Annotated in this window: 16 protein-coding genes; 6 read left to right on the plus strand and 10 right to left on the minus strand. The window is 69.8% G+C overall.

What is annotated here, in order from left to right:
- Positions 1–3: 3 nt before the first annotated feature.
- The gene (gene bcsB, locus BLS50_RS01455) at positions 4–2,349 is read right to left on the minus strand and encodes a cellulose biosynthesis cyclic di-GMP-binding regulatory protein BcsB (RefSeq protein WP_074800184.1); all 2,346 of its coding nucleotides are present in this window, start codon (positions 2,347–2,349) and stop codon (positions 4–6) included.
- Between the two features lie 299 nt (positions 2,350–2,648).
- Between bcsB and BLS50_RS01460 the strand changes: the two genes are divergently transcribed.
- The gene (locus tag BLS50_RS01460) at positions 2,649–3,848 is read left to right on the plus strand and encodes a sensor domain-containing diguanylate cyclase (protein WP_074800186.1); all 1,200 of its coding nucleotides are present in this window, start codon (positions 2,649–2,651) and stop codon (positions 3,846–3,848) included.
- Positions 3,849–3,902: 54 nt separating this feature from the next.
- Here BLS50_RS01460 and BLS50_RS01465 read toward each other — a convergent pair whose 3' ends face one another.
- The 4 genes from BLS50_RS01465 to BLS50_RS01480 are packed head-to-tail and all read right to left on the minus strand — an operon-like array spanning position 3,903 to position 8,198.
- On the minus strand, positions 3,903–4,355 hold the full coding sequence (locus tag BLS50_RS01465) for a hypothetical protein (protein ID WP_074800189.1): 453 nt from the start codon (positions 4,353–4,355) through the stop codon (positions 3,903–3,905).
- Positions 4,355–5,767 (minus strand): phosphatase PAP2/dual specificity phosphatase family protein, encoded by a 1,413-nt coding sequence (locus BLS50_RS01470; protein WP_074800192.1) that lies wholly within the window; start codon positions 5,765–5,767, stop codon positions 4,355–4,357. The genes BLS50_RS01465 and BLS50_RS01470 overlap by 1 nt, the downstream gene beginning before the upstream one ends.
- Complete coding sequence (locus BLS50_RS01475; protein WP_074800195.1) at positions 5,764–7,533, minus strand: bifunctional alpha/beta hydrolase/class I SAM-dependent methyltransferase; 1,770 nt, start codon at positions 7,531–7,533, stop codon at positions 5,764–5,766. The genes BLS50_RS01470 and BLS50_RS01475 overlap by 4 nt, the downstream gene beginning before the upstream one ends.
- 59 nt (positions 7,534–7,592) lie before the next feature.
- Complete coding sequence (locus tag BLS50_RS01480; protein ID WP_011545156.1) at positions 7,593–8,198, minus strand: CDP-alcohol phosphatidyltransferase family protein; 606 nt, start codon at positions 8,196–8,198, stop codon at positions 7,593–7,595.
- A 123-nt stretch (positions 8,199–8,321) separates the two neighbouring features.
- Here BLS50_RS01480 and BLS50_RS36220 point away from each other — a divergent pair, with 123 nt between their 5' ends.
- The 3 genes from BLS50_RS36220 (at position 8,322) to BLS50_RS01495 (ending at position 10,268) form a co-directional block, all read left to right on the plus strand.
- Positions 8,322–8,564, plus strand: coding sequence for a hypothetical protein (locus BLS50_RS36220; protein WP_226141478.1), 243 nt, complete (start codon positions 8,322–8,324; stop codon positions 8,562–8,564).
- Between the two features lie 102 nt (positions 8,565–8,666).
- Positions 8,667–9,299, plus strand: coding sequence for a lysophospholipid acyltransferase family protein (locus BLS50_RS01490; protein WP_074802740.1), 633 nt, complete (start codon positions 8,667–8,669; stop codon positions 9,297–9,299).
- A 39-nt stretch (positions 9,300–9,338) separates the two neighbouring features.
- Positions 9,339–10,268 (plus strand): phosphatidate cytidylyltransferase, encoded by a 930-nt coding sequence (locus BLS50_RS01495; RefSeq protein ID WP_027808384.1) that lies wholly within the window; start codon positions 9,339–9,341, stop codon positions 10,266–10,268.
- Positions 10,269–10,310: 42 nt separating this feature from the next.
- On the opposite strand, the gene BLS50_RS01500 is transcribed toward BLS50_RS01495, so the two are convergent.
- Both BLS50_RS01500 and BLS50_RS01505 read right to left on the minus strand, forming a co-directional pair.
- On the minus strand, positions 10,311–11,123 hold the full coding sequence (locus BLS50_RS01500) for a topoisomerase IV (RefSeq protein ID WP_074800198.1): 813 nt from the start codon (positions 11,121–11,123) through the stop codon (positions 10,311–10,313).
- Between the two features lie 51 nt (positions 11,124–11,174).
- Positions 11,175–11,942 carry a hypothetical protein gene (locus BLS50_RS01505; RefSeq protein WP_256333907.1) on the minus strand — a complete coding sequence of 256 codons (768 nt, stop codon included), beginning with the start codon at positions 11,940–11,942 and terminating at the stop codon, positions 11,175–11,177.
- A gap of 90 nt (positions 11,943–12,032) precedes the next feature.
- Here BLS50_RS01505 and BLS50_RS01510 point away from each other — a divergent pair, with 90 nt between their 5' ends.
- Positions 12,033–12,854, plus strand: a complete 822-nt coding sequence (locus tag BLS50_RS01510) for a carbon-nitrogen hydrolase family protein (protein ID WP_074800199.1) — start codon at positions 12,033–12,035, stop codon at positions 12,852–12,854.
- Positions 12,855–12,898: 44 nt separating this feature from the next.
- Here BLS50_RS01510 and BLS50_RS01515 read toward each other — a convergent pair whose 3' ends face one another.
- The 3 genes from BLS50_RS01515 to BLS50_RS01525 are packed head-to-tail and all read right to left on the minus strand — an operon-like array spanning position 12,899 to position 15,906.
- Entirely contained in the window at positions 12,899–13,210 is a 312-nt protein-coding gene (locus BLS50_RS01515) for an AtuA-related protein (protein ID WP_074800202.1), read from the minus strand.
- On the minus strand, positions 13,210–14,568 hold the full coding sequence (locus tag BLS50_RS01520) for an acyclic terpene utilization AtuA family protein (protein ID WP_074802742.1): 1,359 nt from the start codon (positions 14,566–14,568) through the stop codon (positions 13,210–13,212). The genes BLS50_RS01515 and BLS50_RS01520 overlap by 1 nt, the downstream gene beginning before the upstream one ends.
- 39 nt (positions 14,569–14,607) lie before the next feature.
- Positions 14,608–15,906: a CitMHS family transporter gene (locus BLS50_RS01525; RefSeq protein WP_074800204.1), complete on the minus strand. Its 1,299-nt coding sequence runs from the start codon at positions 15,904–15,906 to the stop codon at positions 14,608–14,610.
- A gap of 97 nt (positions 15,907–16,003) precedes the next feature.
- Between BLS50_RS01525 and BLS50_RS01530 the strand changes: the two genes are divergently transcribed.
- Positions 16,004–16,900, plus strand: a complete 897-nt coding sequence (locus tag BLS50_RS01530; protein ID WP_027812527.1) for a LysR family transcriptional regulator — start codon at positions 16,004–16,006, stop codon at positions 16,898–16,900.
- Positions 16,901–16,936: the final 36 nt, after the last annotated feature.

Genomic DNA, 16,936 nt, shown 5'->3' on the forward strand with positions numbered 1-16,936 from the left:
CCGTTACATCCCCCGGCGACGCGCGGCGATTCGCTGCAGCACGCTGAACACGCCGAGCGCGAGCAGCAGCCCTGCGACGACGCCGACCGCGCCGAGCAGCACCGGATGCCGCGCCGCCTCCGTCCACACGCGCGCATACCACGGCACGAAGCCGACCACGTAAGGCTCGCCGACCCGCAGGCTGTCGACCTGCCCCGGCCGAACCAGCGCGAGGTCGCCCTGCAACTGCGACACGAGGCCGCCGCTCTCGAACACGTCGAGCAGATCGCCGAGGCGCGGCTGGTCGGTCGCCGTCAGCGCGACGACGCTGCGGCCGCGGCTACCGGGCAGCTCGAACCCGGCGAGCGCCGCGAGCGGGCCCGTCTGTTCGATATGCGCGCCGCCGTCGGCGAGGCCCACGCCGTTGCGCCAGCGCTCCTTCACCGTGAATGCGACGCGCGTCGCGCCACCGGCGCCCGCGCCGCCCTGCTCGCCGATCGCGAGCGGCAGCGCCGCGCGCCACTGCGCGAGCAGCGGCGATGCGGGCGAGCCGTCGATCACGAGCAGATCCTTGTGCCCCGACAGCGCGGCGACGTCGCCGGGTCGCGCGACCTGCACGCGCAGCGCCGGGAAGCCGGTCCATTCACCCATGTGGCCGAGCATCGTCAGGTAGGCCTCGAGTTCTTGCGGCGACGGCCGGTCGGGCAGCACGACGGCCGTCTGCGACAGGTCGGCGAAGCGCGTGAACGGGAAGCCGCTGTTCGCGAAGAACGCGAGATTCGGCAATTGCGCGTAATGGACGAAGTGCGAGAAGTCGATCGTCGAATCGGGATCGATCGCCGCGCGTTGCGGCTCGGTGGCCGTGCTCGAACACAGGCCCGTCTTCTGCGAATCGAGCGTGAAGCGGAACTGCAGCTGGTTGCCGCTGCCGACGCGGAACGCGGGAATGTCGACGTCGCTCGTCACGCGCCCTTCCGGCACCGCCAGCAGCGGCAGCTGCATGCGGCCGTGCGCGTCCTCGGCGTGGGCCGGCCCGAGCCGGTACGACTTCACGAGCTGATCGTTGATCTCGACCGCGAGCGTCGAATTGTCCTGCACGGTCGGCGCCGTGTAGCGGTAGCGCAGCGTGATCGGCACGCCCGCGCCGTTCCATGAATGCAGATCGGCCGGCACGCGCAGGTTCAGCCGGATCGCGTCGGGCGTCGTGCCGCGCACCTCCAGCTGACGCGGATCGTTCACGAGTTCGCGGAACGCGATCGGCCGGTTCACCGGCAGCCAGCGCGGCGCGTCGTACGGCTTGCGCGGCGCGCCCAGATCGACGTGCGCAACCGTCGCCGCCTGCCCCGACAGCGCCGCGCGGCCGAGCACGAGCGTCGCGACCGCGTCGTCGACCTCGGCCGCCGTGCGGCCCGTGACGACCAGCAGCTTGCGGCCCGGCGCGGCCGGGTTGTCCGCGACCGCGAGCAGCGGGCCATTGATTGGCGGCAGCGCGAGACCGGCCGGCAGCGTCGCGGCCGTGCCGACCACGACGGCCTGGTCGTCGGCCGGCAGCGCGCTCGATACCGGGAAGCGCGCATGCCGGTAGTCGGCCAGCGCGCCGAACCACGACGCGAGCACACCCGCGCTGCGCAGGGTGGCCGAATCGGGCGTGGCGGGCAGCACGAACGGCAGCCGCAGGCGGCCGTTGTCGCGCCGGTCGAAGAACGGCGCGGGCAGCAGCGCGAGATCGTTCGGCAGGCGCACCGGCGATTCGTCGAGGATCAGTTCGCTCGTCGGGCTCACGTCGGCCCACAACGCCGAATTCGTCGGGTCCTCGCAGTGGTCGAGCGTGTAATGCGCGATCAGGCGCAGGCCGATCTGGTTGAAATCCGAAAAGTAGCGCGGATCGATCGGGATCTCTTGCGTCACCGTGCGGCCCGCACGCGCGGCATCGAACGGGACGGTCGCGATCACCTCGCCGTTCACCGACACCTTCAGGTGCGACAGCGGAAAGACCAGCGACGGCGAATACGCGTAGGTCAGGCGCAAGCGCGCGCCCGTGATCACGCGGTCGAGCCGCACGCCGGCGTTGATCGTGCGTGCGTCGTCGGCGCCGCGCAGGCGCAGCGGATCGAACGCGCCGAGCGACGCGAACGGCATGCGCACGGTCGTCGCCGGCAGGCCGGCGGCCGGCGCGCTGGCCGCCGCCGGCGTGGCCGGAGCGGCCGCGAGCACCGCCGCTGGCGCGGCATCCGGCGCCGCTGCGTGATCGGCAGCGGCCGTCGAAGCGGCGGCCGGCACCGCCGGCAGCGGTGCGGCCGACAGCGCGGCCGTGTGGAAAGCGCCGGTCATCGCGGCAGCCAGAACGAACAGCGACACGGCCGGCTTCATGCGCCGCTCCGCTTCGTCACGATCGTCCGGTCATCCTGCGCGTCGAAACCGACGCGCGCAAAGCAGCTATGCCCGTGAGTGCACATCCCCTCTGCTTCCCCTCATTTATGGCCTGATTGCATTTATCGGAACGACGCGGCGGATCATTCAATGACCAGTTCGTCGCGCTGGGGGACGCCTGGCACCGGCGGCCGCCCATTTGTCACACTATCTCAAAAATAGAACAAAACTCACCGTGATTCGCGACTGAGAAGCGAAAAAATCTCAATTCGGTCGGAAATGCCGCGCAGGAAGAGTGAATGGCAAGAATTGCGCCGTTGCCGCCGGATGGCTGGAACGGCATACTGCCGGCGCGGTACGGCTGGCCGGGCACCGGCACCGTTGCGTTGCGAACCACCCGGCACGCGCTGCCGCGAGCGGCGCGTATGCTACCGCAAGCGCGCGCCGAGCGATGCACTTTTTCACGGAAAACTGACTTGAATCAAACCGCCGACGCCGCCACGCCATCCCCCGACACATTGTTGCGCATCATCGCCGCGCAAGCCGAAATCGCGAAACTCGGCCTCGACCTCGGCAGCGTGATGGCCTACGTGGCCGAACAGGTGCCGCAGCTCACCGGCGCAAGCGCCGCCGCGGTCGAATTCGCCGAAGGCGACGACATGGTGTACCGCGCCGCGTCGGGCACGGCCGCCGGGATGCTCGGCCTGCGGTTGCGGCGTTCGGGCAGCCTGTCGGGCCTGTGCGTGCAGCAGGGCGAGTTGCTGCACTGTATCGATTCGGAAACCGACCCGCGCGTCGATCGCGATGCATGCCGCCGGGTCGGCCTGCGCTCGATGCTCGTGATGCCGCTCACGCACGCCGACACGACGGTCGGCGTGCTGAAGGTGATGTCGCCGGACGTCGACGGTTTCTCACCGGCGGACGCCGGCACGCTGCGGCTGATGGCCGACCTGATCGCCGCCGCGATGTTCCACGCGGCGCGCAACGAAGCGAACGAGCTGTACCTGCGCGCGACGCACGACGCGCTCACGGGTCTGCCGAACCGCGCGCTGTTCTACGACCGCCTGCGCCAGTCGATGCACACGGCGCTGCGCGCGAGCGGCCGGCTCGGCATTCTCAACATCGACATGGACGGCCTGAAGCCGATCAACGACGGGTTCGGCCACCGCGCGGGCGACGCCGCGCTGCGCGAGGTCGCCACGCGGATGCAGGCCGCGGTGCGGCGCTCGGACACGGTCGCGCGCATCGGCGGCGACGAATTCGCGGTGATCCTGCCGAACCTCGGCACCCGCGACGACGCCCAGGTGCAAAGCATGCGGCTCGCGCGGCGGGTCGGCGAGCCGTTCGAATTCGACGGGCATGCGCTGCGGCTCGGCGTCAGCGTCGGCATCGCGATGCTGCCGGACGACGGCACCGACATGAACGCGCTGATCGAGCATGCGGACCAGGCGATGTACGAAGCCAAGCGCACGCGATCGCGGCGCACCACGCACGCATGACGGCTGGTACGCGCCGGCCGGGCTGTTCCCACCGATAGCCGGCTCGCGCTGTCGCTAGCCGATGAGCGACACCGCGACCGCGATCCCGACGACGAGCCACTGCACGATCGCCACGAGCACGGCGGCCCGGCACAGCCCGACCGCGCCGCGCACGCGCGCGTCGAGCGTGCGCCCGACCTTCGCCGCATCGATCCAGCCCAGGTCGGCGAGCGCGCGGTCGAGCGCCGCGAGCGGACCGTCGACCGCCCCGTCGCCGTCCACCGCCCGCGCGAGCGTGGCAAACAGTCGCCGGTCGATCGCGATGCGCACCGCGTACCACAGCGCCGCGATCCCCGATCCCGTGCTGACGACGGCCAGCAGCGCGCGGGCAAGCGTCGGCGCCGCCCAGCCCGTCGCGATCCACCCGCCTGCGCCAGCCGCGACCAGCGCTGCCGCGAGCGCCCATGCGCCCGCATCGAGCGCGCCGCGTGCGGCGGCAATCCTGAACGGAGCGGACGGATCGCGCATCACCCCTGCCCCGCGCCGCGCCGGCGATCGATCCACTGCTGCAGCACGGCCACGCTTTCATTCGACCATACCGCGCGTGGCCGGACCGCGCGCACCGCGGCCAGCGCGTCGCGCGCATCGGTCAACCCGCGCCGCGCGGCGACCCACGCAGCCGCGCACAGCACGCTGCGCCCGTAGCCGAGCGCACAGCAGACCAGCACGTCGCGCCCTTCGCCGTGCAGGCGTTCGAGCGCCGCGACGGCCTGCGCGAGCTGCGCCGCCGTCGGTGCGACCAGGTCGAGCTGCGGCACCGACGCATACGCGAGCGATGCGTCGGCCGCCGCCCAGCGCGGCATCTCGGCGGTCAGGTCGACCAGCGCGGTGAAGCCGTGGCGCCGGATGTCGCGCGTGGTCGGCGTCCGGCCGATCGACACGCGCTCGTCGATCCGCACCGGCGCGGGCTGCCGGCGCGTCCACAGCCGCGAATTGACGAATGCGCCGGCGATCGTCGGCGCGAGCAGCCCGCCGACGAAGACCGGAAGCCGCCCGTGCGCATCCTTCTGGAATGCGCCGGGCGCGCCGCGCCGGTAGGCCCACGCCACGCAGGCGAGCGCCAGTGCGACCCACCCAGCCGCCAGCGCCCAGCCCGGCGCGCGCGGCACGCACGCCAGCGCCACGAGCGCGACCAGCGCGGCGCCGAACGCATAGCGGCGCGCGAGCGCGCGACCGGCCGCGGACGGCGACGCATCGACGCCCGGCAGCCGGCCCGCGGCATCGCGCAGCGGAAACAGGAACAGCGCGAGACAGCCGACGGCCGCCCCGGTCGGCACGTCGATCGCGTGATGCTGGTATGTCGTCAGCACCGACACGCCGATCGCCGCGAACCACAGATGCAGCACGACGCGCGCGACCGTGCCGTGCAGGTGCTTCGCATAGACGGCCCACAGCACGACCAGCAAGCCGATATGCAGCGACGGCGCCTGGTTGAACGGCTTGTCGAAACCCATCAGCAGCGTGAACAGCGCACCGGCCATGCCGCCCGCGTCGGGCCGCTCGAAGCCGAAGCGCAACGGCCACGCGATGAAGCATGCAACCGACACCAGCTGCACGGTCAGCAGCCGCTTCACGTGATCGAGCAGATCGTCGCGGCGCGTCCAGAAGAAGAACGACAACGCATACAGCAGGTCGATCGACCAATACGGCACGATCGTCCACGGCACGAACGGGATCGCATGCTCCCAGCCGAACGCGAAGGTCGGCACCGCGGCGCGGCGCGCGGCGAGCCAGTTCGCGAAGCCGTACGTCGAGAAGAACACGGCGCCCATCGCCGCGAGCCAGCCGAAGCGCAGCACGAACGACGCGTCGCGCGCGCCGGCCGCCGGTTCGGCCAGCCCGTCACTCGGCCCCGCGCCCGCGCCACCCAGCACGCTCATGACGCGTCGACCCGCTGCGCGAGACTGACCGTGAAGATGCCCATCTCGTCGATCCGCTGGTCGAGCTTGCGGAACCCCGCCCGCGCGACGAGTTCGTCCATTTCGGCCTGCGAACGGCGACGCATCACCCAGGTCGACTCGCCGCGATGATTGTTCAGCGCACGCGCGATGAATTCGAGCTGCGGATGCCACGGCTGCCCCGTATAGACGAGATAGCCGCCCGGCGGCACGGCCTGCGCGAGCCCGCGCAGCGAGCGTTCGATCAGCGCGTTCTCGCCGAACAGCTCGTACAGGCCCGACACGATCGCCAGCGTCGGCCGCGGCTCGAGCGTCGCGAGCGACGTCTCGTCGAACGCGTCGCCGCGCTCGAAGCGCGCGATCGGCTCGAGGCCGCGCTGCGCGATCAGCACGCGCCCGGCCTCGACGTTCGGCGGGCTGTAGTCGCGCAGCGTGATGTCGTCGGGCGCCGCGCCATCGCGTTCCGCGGCCAGCGCGATCGCATCGAGCACGTAGCGCCCGTGGCCGGCGGCGATGTCGACGATCCGCACCGGCGTGCCGTTCCCGCGCAGCCGGCCGATCGCCGCACCGATCAGTTCCTGCAGATGCACCTTGCGCTGGCGGATGCCGACCCAGCCCGGCGAATCGAGATACGTGCGGTCGATCAGCGCGCCGATGCCCAGCCGCCCCTGCGCGCGGTTGCGGTACACGTAGTCGAGCGTCGAGCCCGAATCGAAGCCGAGCCGCAACCCGAGCGCGATGCCGTCCGACAGCGCGCCGCCGGCTTTCAGGCCGGCGCGCGTAAGCGCCCAGTACGCCCGTGCGAACACGTTCGCCGGCGGCCGGGAGAGCGCCGCGTATTCGTCATGGAACGCGCCGCGCCGGTCGGCATCGGCGAGCGACACGCGCGGGCTCGGCGCATCGAACTCGCGCAGCACGAACGCCCGCAGCGGCGCGAGCGCCTGCGCGCGGTCGCGCTCGCCGAGCGTGTCGTGATAGAAGCCCGGCAGCACGATGCGCTCCTTGCGCGCCGCGCCGAGCCGCTCGAAGAAACGGTCCTGCGGGCCGCGATGCACGACCCAGTCGGCGCCCGAGATCAGCAACAGCGTCGGCACGGTGATCGCGGCCGCGTCGGCGACGATGCGCTGCGCGGTATCGTGCAGGTCGAGCAGCATGTTGACCGCGATCGGCCGCGTGATCAGCGGATCGGACGCGTAGCTCGCGATCCGTTCGGGATCGTGCGTGAGGAATTTCGGCTTCACGTAGCTGTTCACGTAGAACAGCCCGCGCAGCTTGTGCATCAGCCGCAGCCCCGGCCGCGCGAACGGCACGTAGAGCTTGATGTGGAACGCCGGCGACGCGACCACGAGCGCGCGAATCGGCGGCGCGTAGTCGTGCACCCAGGTCGCCGCGAGCACCGCGCCGACGCTCTGGCCGACTACCGCCATCTCCTCGATCGCGATGCCGTGCGTGTCGCGGATATGCTCGACGAAGGTCTGCAGGTCGCGCACCGACGCGGCCGCGCTCGGGCTGTAGCCGCGCGCGCCCGGCGAGCGGCCGTGGCCGCGTGCGTCCCACGCGAAAAACGCGAAATCCGGCAGGTCGAGCTCGTCGACGAGGTGCGCGACGCGCGCCGAGTGTTCGTGCCCGCGATGCAGCAGCACGATGGCGCCGCGGCAGCGTGCGCCCGTCGCGGGCCAGTGACGATAGAACAGCGTTTCGCCGTCGTGCGTGATGAAGTCGGCCTCGCGGGCCGTGCGTGCGCTCATGCGATCTCTCTCGTTTCGTTATACGTATCGTGTGGCGCCGCACTCCGGCGCCCGGCCCGTCAGCCGCCCGCCTCGGTGATCCCGGCCCGGACGCGCCGCACCACCGTCACGATCGACAGCACGATCAGCAGCCGCCACAGCCAGGCGCCGACGCTGCCCACCGGCAGACCGAAGCCGATCCACAGTGCGAACGCGCCGAGGGCCAGCGCCCGGTCGCTCTTGCCGAACGGGCCGTCGTAGCGGCGCGTCGCGCCGACGAGCGGGCCGATCAGCCCCGCGCATTCGACGATCACCGCCGTCAGCGCGAACAACCAGACGTCCGCCGGAGCGAACGCGGGAATGGCGAGGAACGGCAGCACGAGCGCGACGTCGGACACGATGTCGCCCAGTTCGTTCAGGTAGGCGCCGAGCGTGCTCTTCTGCCCATGCTCGCGCGCGAGCATCCCGTCGATCGCGTTGAGCGCCATGCGCGCGAACAGCCACAGCGGGATCAGCAGGAACAGCGCGCGCGCGAACACGCCGAGGCCGGCAAGCGCGCCGACGACGATCGAGCCGCCTGCCGCGAACAGCGTGACCTGGTTGGCCGTGACGCCGCGTTCGGCGAGCGAATCCGCGAACGGGCGCAGACGATTCTGGAATTTGGGTTTGAGTGCGTAGAGGCTCATCGTTTCGTATTCGTTTTATTCGTGCGGCTCGGTCGGATACGTTTCCCGCCGCCATGCCCCGGGCGGCGAAACGGCCTGCGTCGGCCTGGATTGAACGGCCCTCATCGTCGCCGAGCGGCCTCGATGCGTCAAGCCTGCGGGCCGGCCCGCCCGCGCGGCGCCAATCTGGCGTTTTTCGGCGAAACTCGCGATAATCCGCTGGCCCGATCGCGGCGAGATCGATTCGAACTGCAGACGGGCACTCGTGCAACAGCCGATTATCACGCCGCCGACCGGCGCATTCGCCGCGACGCAACAGCGTGCGACGGCGAATCGTCCGATTATCGCGGACCTGCGACAGGCAGCCACGAATTTGAAAAAATTTAAACAAGAGCCGTCCGGCGCGCATCCTGCCGCGCCGGCATTCCGGGGTTCCGCCCGCCGCGCATGCGCAGCGGGCCGGGCATGCACGCAGGAGGCCACACGCCGATGAACATCCTCAACGTCTGGCAGCGCGACTTCCTGCTGTCCATCGTGCGGCTCGTCGCCGGCGCGTATCCGGTCTGGCATCAGGCGCCGCCGTCCCCGACGCAGAAGATCTATTTCTCGAACCATACGAGCCACATCGACACGCTCGCGATCCTCGCCGCGCTGCCGCGCGACGTGCGCGCGGTCGTGCGGCCGGTCGCCGCGCGCGACTACTGGGACAGCAGCGACCTGAAGCGCCACATCGCGCAGAAGCTGCTGAACGTCGTGCTGATCGACCGTCATCGCGAAAACGGCGGCGACCCGTTGGAGCCGGTGCGCGACGCGCTGCGGCAAGGCCACTCGATCATCATCTTCCCGGAAGGCACGCGCGGCGCCGACGTGTTGCCGCAGCCGTTCAAGAGCGGGTTGTTCCATCTCGCGACCGAGTTCCCGGACGTCGCGCTCGCGCCCGTCTACCTCGAAAACCTGCAGCGCATCATGCCGAAGGGCGCGATCTGGCCCGTGCCGCTGATCTGCAAGGTGCATTTCGGCGCGAACGAAGCGCTCGGCGCTCAGGAAGACAAGCCGACGTTCCTCGCCCGCATGCGCGACGCGGTCGTCGCGCTCGCGCCGCCGCAGCGGCCGGCCGGCTGAACGCGGCGCGCCTCCTTCTCCCTTTTCCGGATACCAACCATGCGAACCCTCTTCTGGGAACTGGTCGCGGGCGTCACGGGCGTGCTCGTCGTCGCGACCGTGATCGGCGCGATCCTCGGCGCGCGCAGCGGCGGCACCAGCGCGACCATCGTCAACCTGAACCAGCGCATCCGCGCGTGGTGGGCGATGATCGCGATCATGGCCGTCGCGATCGGCCTCGGCAACAACGTCACGTACCTGGTGTTCGCGCTGCTGTCGTACCTGACGTTGCGCGAATTCATCACGCTCACGCCGACCACCGCGAGCGACCATACGACGCTCTTCATCGCGTTCTTCATCGCGATCCCCGTGCAATACCTGCTGCTCGGCATCAACTGGTACGGGATGTATTCGATCTTCGTGCCCGTGCACCTGTTCTTCGCGATGTCGCTCGTGTCGGCGCTCACGCAGGACACGCGCGACTTCCTGAGCCGCAACGCGAAGATCAACTGGGCGCTGATGGTGTGCGTGTACGGGCTGAGCCACGCGCCGGCCGTGCTGATCCTCGACATTCCGCACTACGCAGGGCAGAACGCGCTGCTGCTGTTCTTCTTCCTGTTCGTCGTACAGATCAGCGACGTGCTGCAATACGTGGTCGGCAAGCTGTTCGGACGCCGCAAGATCGCGCCGCAGCTGTCGCCGTCGAAGACGATCGAGGGCTTCGTCGGCGGCGGCCTGCTGGCCACGCTGTGCGGCGCGTCGCTGTATCGCGTGACGCCGTTCAGCTTCGGCGCGGCGTTCGGGATCTCGCTCGCGATCGTGATCGCAGGCTTCGTCGGCGGGCTCGTGCTGTCGGCCGTCAAGCGCTCGCTCGGCACGAAGGACTGGGGCTCGATGATCGCCGGCCACGGCGGGATGCTCGATCGCGTCGATTCGATCTGCTTCGCCGCGCCGGTGTTCTTCCACCTGGTGCGCTACTTGTACGTGTGATGCGCGGGCGGTGCGATGCCGCCCGTTCCTGCGCGCGACGGATCAGTACCCGTCGCGCAGCGCCTTCGGCACGACGTAGCGGCCGCGCGCGGCGTCGAACTTCACCGTGTAGCGTACGTGGATGGCCTTGTCGCCGCGCGTGCCCGTTTCGGTGACCGTCAGCGGATAGACATCGCCGATGCCGGTCGTGTCCGGCGCGATCTCGAAGCGGCGCTCCTCGCAACGCGCCCGGGCGTGCGCGCATTCCGTCGACTCCGCATTGTCGAGCGCCTCGTCGATGCGCGCCGCCGCATGCACCAGCGCATTGCCGTACGGCAGCCAGATCGAACGAAAGCTTTGCGTGTAGCCTTGCCGCATGTCGCTTTCGCCGATAACGAACCCGAACAGGTGCGGCCCGAGCCGCTCGATGCGCACCGTGCCCGGTTCGCCGCGCTGGCCCGAGGCAATCTCCGTTGTCTTCGCGACCGGCTCGAGCGCGCTGCCGTCCGGCGTCGGCTTCAACACGTACAGGTCGATCATGCCCGGCGTCGCGTCCGAATCCATGCCCGGCATCCCGTTCTGCACCGCCGCCTCGGTCTCACCGCACATCGCGAGCAGCGTGCGCGGGCCGTCCGCGGTCGCCACGCGCAGCACGCCGCACGGCGAATGGATGAAATCGTCCCCTTCCGCCTGCCAGCCCTTGCGGCCCGCACGCCAGTTGCCGTACGTGTCGTGGATGAAGGTTTTCAGTTGACGGTCGGGCTGGGGCGGCTCGGCGGCATGAACGGGCGACAGCGCGGAGAGCACGGCGAGTACCGTGAGCACGCCAAGGGCGGCGAGCAGCGTGAGACGTCGGTTCCGGTTCTGGATGGTCATGACGAGATCAGGTCGGATTGATGTGTGGCGGATTGTTGCAGAATCGACGAATCAAGGTTGTCGTGGCGCGATGCCCGTGCCGTCCGGCTTCAGCCGCGCGGTGCGCACCCACCCTTCGGCGATGCCGCGCGTGCGCGAATTCAGATAGACGACCGACGTGAAGCGGCCGTACTCGGTCCGCGCGTCGACGTGGTCGTGCTCGACGATGAAGAGCCCGTCGATCCTGCACGCGTCGTCCGGTGCGGAAAGGAAGGGCAACCGCCCGTTGCCGATGACGACGCGCCCGGCGTCGCTGCCCATCACGTAATCGCCTTGCGCCTGCGCACGGCGGTTCAGCGCATCGCAATCGACGGCACTGTGTACCGGCGTCGCCGATACCACGCACGTCGACACGAAACGCGACAGCGCGCGCCGGTCGATCTTGAGCACGTCCGGCCGATCAGGATCGCGCGTGACGTCGAGCGCCCGCATCGCCTTCGTATCGAGCGTCACCCAGCCGACCGTCGCTTCACGATTCGGCGTGCCCGGATGGTCGGGGCTCGTGAACAGCCGGATCCGGTAGACGTCGCCGTTGCGCTCGTCCACGGCGGCATGGATGTCGCGCCGGGCGAACGCGGTCTGCGGCAGTGCAGGCACGATCAGTGCCGTCAGTCGTTCGTTGCACGGCGACGGCGACGGCGACGCCGGCGCGGCGACGGCGGCCTGTACGGCCAGCGCGCCGACACACGCGAGCGCGACGCGCACGGCGATGGCCGCGCATCGGCTGCGCCGCCCGGTCTCGCCATTCACGCCGGTCGGCGTTACGATCTCATTCTTCACTTCAGGCTCCGTTCGACACGCGCGGAAATCGACCCGCGAGGCCGTAGCGTACACGCACGGCGCGACGAGCCACCGCCACCGACATCGCCCATGAAACTGAAGCTCGACATCGTGCAGCTCGCCGGCCGCGACGGCGACACGCGCTACAACCTGCAACGCACGCTCGAAGCGATCACCGCCTGCGCGCCCGGCACTGACATCGTGATGTTTCCGGAAGCGCAGCTCACCGGCTTTCTCGATCCGTCGAATCTCGCCGACGTCGCCGAACCGCTCGACGGTCCGAGCGTCGGCGCGGTGATCACGGCCGCCCGGGCACGCGACGTCGCGGTCGTGGCCGGGCTGATCGAGAACGATGGCGGCCGCTTCTACAACACAACCGTGTTCGTCACGCCGGACGGCATCGCGTTGCGCTATCGCAAGACGCACCTGTGGGTCAGCGAACGCGACGTCGTGCAGCCCGGCGACCGCTACGCGACGGTCGAATGGCGCGGCGTGCGGATCGGCCTGCTGATCTGCTACGACAGCGAATTCCCGGAAAGCGGCCGGGCGCTGGCCGCGCTCGGCGCGCAACTGATCCTCGTGGCCGACGGCAACATGGAGCCGTACCGCAACGTCCACCGCACGTCGGTGTCGGCGCGCGCGATGGAGAACCAGGTGTTCGCGGCTGTTGCCAACCGCGTCGGCGTCGGCAGCGAAGACGTCGTGTTCGCGGGCGGCAGCCTCGCGGTCGATCCGTTCGGTTACCTGATCTTCGAAGCCGGCAACGGCGAATCGCGCCACACGGTCGAACTCGATTTCGATCAGCTCGCCGCGTCGCGCGCGGTGTACGACTATCGTGCGGACCAACGCCTGCACGTCACCGGGGAGCGCATCGAGCATGCGGACGGACTGCGCGAACTACTGATCCCGTGAGCACCCGGTCGCTTCCCGGCCCCTTCCCTGCCCCGACGCTTGCGTCACGCCGGATCGGGCACCTCGATCGCCAGCAACGCCGAACTAACCGACTTGCCGTGCGCGTCGAGCGCGAGCGAGCGCGTGACGCCGCCGCCGAGCGCATCGCGCAGCACGAAGTTGAACGCACCGAGCGCCGGCAATTCGTAGCGCACGACGTCGCCGTACACGATGCCCGCGAGCCGCGCCTTCACCGTTGCCGCATCCAGATGTGCGCATAGATGATCGTAATGACGCGGATCGTGGCAGATGACCGACACGTTCAGCGTATTGCCCTTGTCGCCGGTGCGCGCATGCGCAAGTTCACGCAGTTGCATCAGGCCTCCACGAATGAAAACGACGGCGTCACGGCCGCGCGCGGCAGCAGCACCGACTGCACCGCGATCACCTCGCGCGTCGACTTGAACGCGCCACCGCCGCCGGCCGGCCCGTTCGTATAGAGCGTCTCGACTTCGTTGCCGATCCGCGCGGCTTCGGCGGCGTTCGCCGCGCGTCCGGCCACCCGCACGCGGACTTCACTCGGCTCACCGCGCACGGCCGGCGTCGCGTCGCCATACAGCGCATCGACGCCGATCAGGTCGAAGCGTAGCTCGCTCGCCGCGACGCCGGTCAGCGCGAGCCGCTCGCGAACGATGTCGAGCGCCAGACGCGCACGCGCGAGCGCGCCCGGGCCGCCGTACGAGATCTGGCCTTCGCCGATCCAGCCGTCGACGTAAGCCACCGACACCTTCAGCGTATCGGGCCGCGCGGTGCCGCGCCCGCCCGTCACGCGCACGCGATCGGCCGCCTCCTCGGCAACCGTCACGCGCGTGAAATCGGCCACGACGTCGGGCTGCAGATACCGCGCCGGGTCGTGAATCTCGTAGAGCAGCTGCTCCTTGCAGGTCGCCGCGCTCACGCGGCCGCCGGCATGCGGTACCTTCGTGATCACGACCGAGCCGTCGGCCGCGACCTCGCCGATCGGAAACCCGAGCCGCGCGAGATTCGGCACGTCCTTGTAGCCGGGATCGGCGAAATAGCCGCCCGTCACCTGCCCCGCGCATTCGAGCAGATGGCCGACGACGGTCGCAGCGCCCAGCGTGTCCCAGTCGTCCATCCGCCAGCCGAACGCATGGATCAGCGGCGCGGCGAACAGCGACGGATCGGCGACGCGCCCGGTCAGCACGACGTCCGCGCCGGCCGCGAGCGCGTCGACGATCGGCGCGGCGCCGAGATACGCGTTCGCGGACACGATGCGGTCGCGATACGCGGCGACGTCGTCGCCCGATTCCTCGAAACGGAACGCGCCGCGCAGCACGACGTCGAGCACGTCGTCGCCTTCGACCGCCGCGACCTTCAGCCCCGCGATGCCGAGCGATTGCGCGATCTGCGCGGTACGCCGTGCGGCCGCGCGCGGATTCGCCGCGCCCATGTTCGACACGATGCGCACGCGCTTTACCGCCGCTACCGGCAGCACCGCCTGCATCCGCGCGTCGAGCAGCGGATCGTAGCCGAGCGCCGGATCGTTGCGGCGCGCCTGCTGCGCGATCGCGATCGTGCGCTCGGCCAGGCATTCGAAGACCAGGTAGTCGAGTTGCCCGTGTTCGGCCAGTTCGACCGCGGGCTCGATCCGGTCGCCCGAGTAGCCGGCGCCCGCACCGATGCGCACGCGCCGTTCAGGTTGCTTTGCTGTCATGTCCGTACCGTCATCCGGCGAGCGCATCGCCGGAAAAAATCAAAACACGCCGAGCACGACGCACGCGATCGTCATCACGATCGACGCGCCGAACAGCAGCGGAAACGTGAACTTCTGGTGCTCGGCCAGCTCGATCCCGCACAGCCCGACGACGAGGAACGTCGCCGGTGTGAGCGGGCTGACCGGAAAGCCCGTCGTCATCTGGCCGAGCAGCGCCGCTTGCCCGACCTGCACGGCCGGCACACCGAGCTGGCCGGCCACTTCGGCGATCACGGGCAGTACGCCGAAGTAGAACGAATCGGGATCGAACAGCATGCTGAGCGGCATCGACGCGAGGCCGAGCGCCACCGGAATGTGGCCGGCCATCGACGGCGGCACGAAGCCGACCGCCGCCTGCGCCATCGCCTTCAGCATCCCGCTGCCCTGCATGATCCCGGTGAACACGCCGGCCGCGAGCAGGATGCCGGCCATCATCAGCGCGGCACGCGCATGCGCGTCGATGCGCTTTCTCTGCATGTCGACGTCGGGGTAATTCACCATCAGCGCGATGCACAGCCCGACCATGAACATGATCGCGGGCGGGATCTTCTCGCCCATCACGACCATCGTGCCGAGCACGACGAGCGTCAGCACGAGGTTGAACCAGAACAGGTGCGGCCTGCGCAGCGCCTGCTCGTCGGGCGTCAGTTCGCGCTTGGGCAATGGAATCGACGCGTCGTCGCGCGACAGGCCGAGCCGCTTCTCCTCGCGCCGCCCGAGCCAGTACGCGACGCCGAACACGAACACGAGCCCGATCGCCTGCACCGGAATCAGCGGATTGAACAGCGCCGACACCGGCAGGTGCAGCGAGGCCGACGCACGGATCATCGGGCCCGTCCACGGCAGGAAGTTGATGCCCGCGGCCATCGACACGGCCGCGGCCAGCACGCGGCGGTCCATCTTCAGCCGGTCGTACAGTGGCAGCACCGCGGGAATCGTCACAAGAAAGCAGACGGCGCCCGAGCCGTCGAGGTGGATCAGCAGCGCGAGCAGCGTCGTGCCCATCACGATGCGCGTCGGCCGCGTACCGACCGCGCGCAAGATCCGGTCGATGATCGGGTCGAGCGTGCCGGCGTCAGTGATCGTTCCGAAATAGAGGATCGCGAACACGAACATCCCGACGACGGGCGCGAGCCCCCTCAGCCCGTCGATGACGAACTTGCTGGTGTGCAGCCCGAAACCGCCGAGCAGCGACGCGGCAATCGGCACGATGATCAGCGCGACGAGCGGCGACATCCGCTTCGACAGAATCGCGGCCAGCAGCACGACGATCGTGCCCAGCCCGAGTAACGGCAGCATCCGTGTCTCCTACCTTGTCTTTTGTTGGAGGCGAGCGTAAGGTCAGCGCAGCGATAGCACAATTGAAATGATTTGATCGCAGCAATCACGAATCGTTATGGATCTGAATCTTCGCGACATTCGCGCGTTCGTCACCGTCGCGCACGCCGGCAACTTCACGCGTGCGGCCGCGCGGCTGCATCTGTCGCAGCCGGCGCTGACCGTGCAGATCCGCCGGCTCGAGGACATCGTCGGCGCACGCCTGTTCGACCGCAACAGCCGCAGCGTCGCGCTCACGCAGACCGGCCGCGAGTTGCTGCCGCTGCTGCAGCGCTCGCTCGACGACATGGAGCGCGTGCTGCGCGATGCGCGCGCGCTCGGCGAAGGCGCGAGCGGCACGGTCCGGCTCGCGTGCCTGCCGACCTTCGCGTCGAGTGTGCTGCCGGAGCTGATCCAGTCGTTCCGGCGCGACGTGCCGCGCGCGGGCTTCGAGATCCGCGACGGCGTCGCGAGCCTCGTCACCACGCTCGTGCGCACCGAGGAAGCCGATCTCGGGCTGACCGGCGGCGATACGTTCGATGCGTCGCTGGAGGTGCTGTATGCGGGCGCCGACCAGCTCGTCGCCGTGTGCCCGAAGGATCATCCGCTCGCGCGCAAGCGCCGTGTCGGCACCGCCGACGTCGCCGGCGTGCCGCTCGTGCTCACCGCGCAAGGCACGAGCGTGCGCAGCGTCGTCGATGCCGCGCTGGAAGCGGCCGGCTGCACGCCCGACATCGCGTGCGAACCGACCTACATGATGACGGCGGTCGCGATGGTGCGCGGCGGCCTCGGCGTGACGATCCTGCCCGCGACCGCGCGCGAGGTGCGCGCCGAGCCCGATCTCGTCGTGAAGCCGATCGACGATCCCGCGTTCGTGCGGCCGATCGCGCTCGTCGCGAAGCGCGGGCGCACGCTGCCGCGCGTCGCGCAGGCGTTCGCCGACCTCATGCTGGCGGAATTGAAAAAGCGCGCATGACGCGCGCTCTGGTGAGGAATGGCCGACCGTCCGACG

It is taken from the genome of Burkholderia orbicola (assembly GCF_900100915.1).
Classification (GTDB): Bacteria; Pseudomonadota; Gammaproteobacteria; order Burkholderiales; family Burkholderiaceae; genus Burkholderia; species Burkholderia orbicola.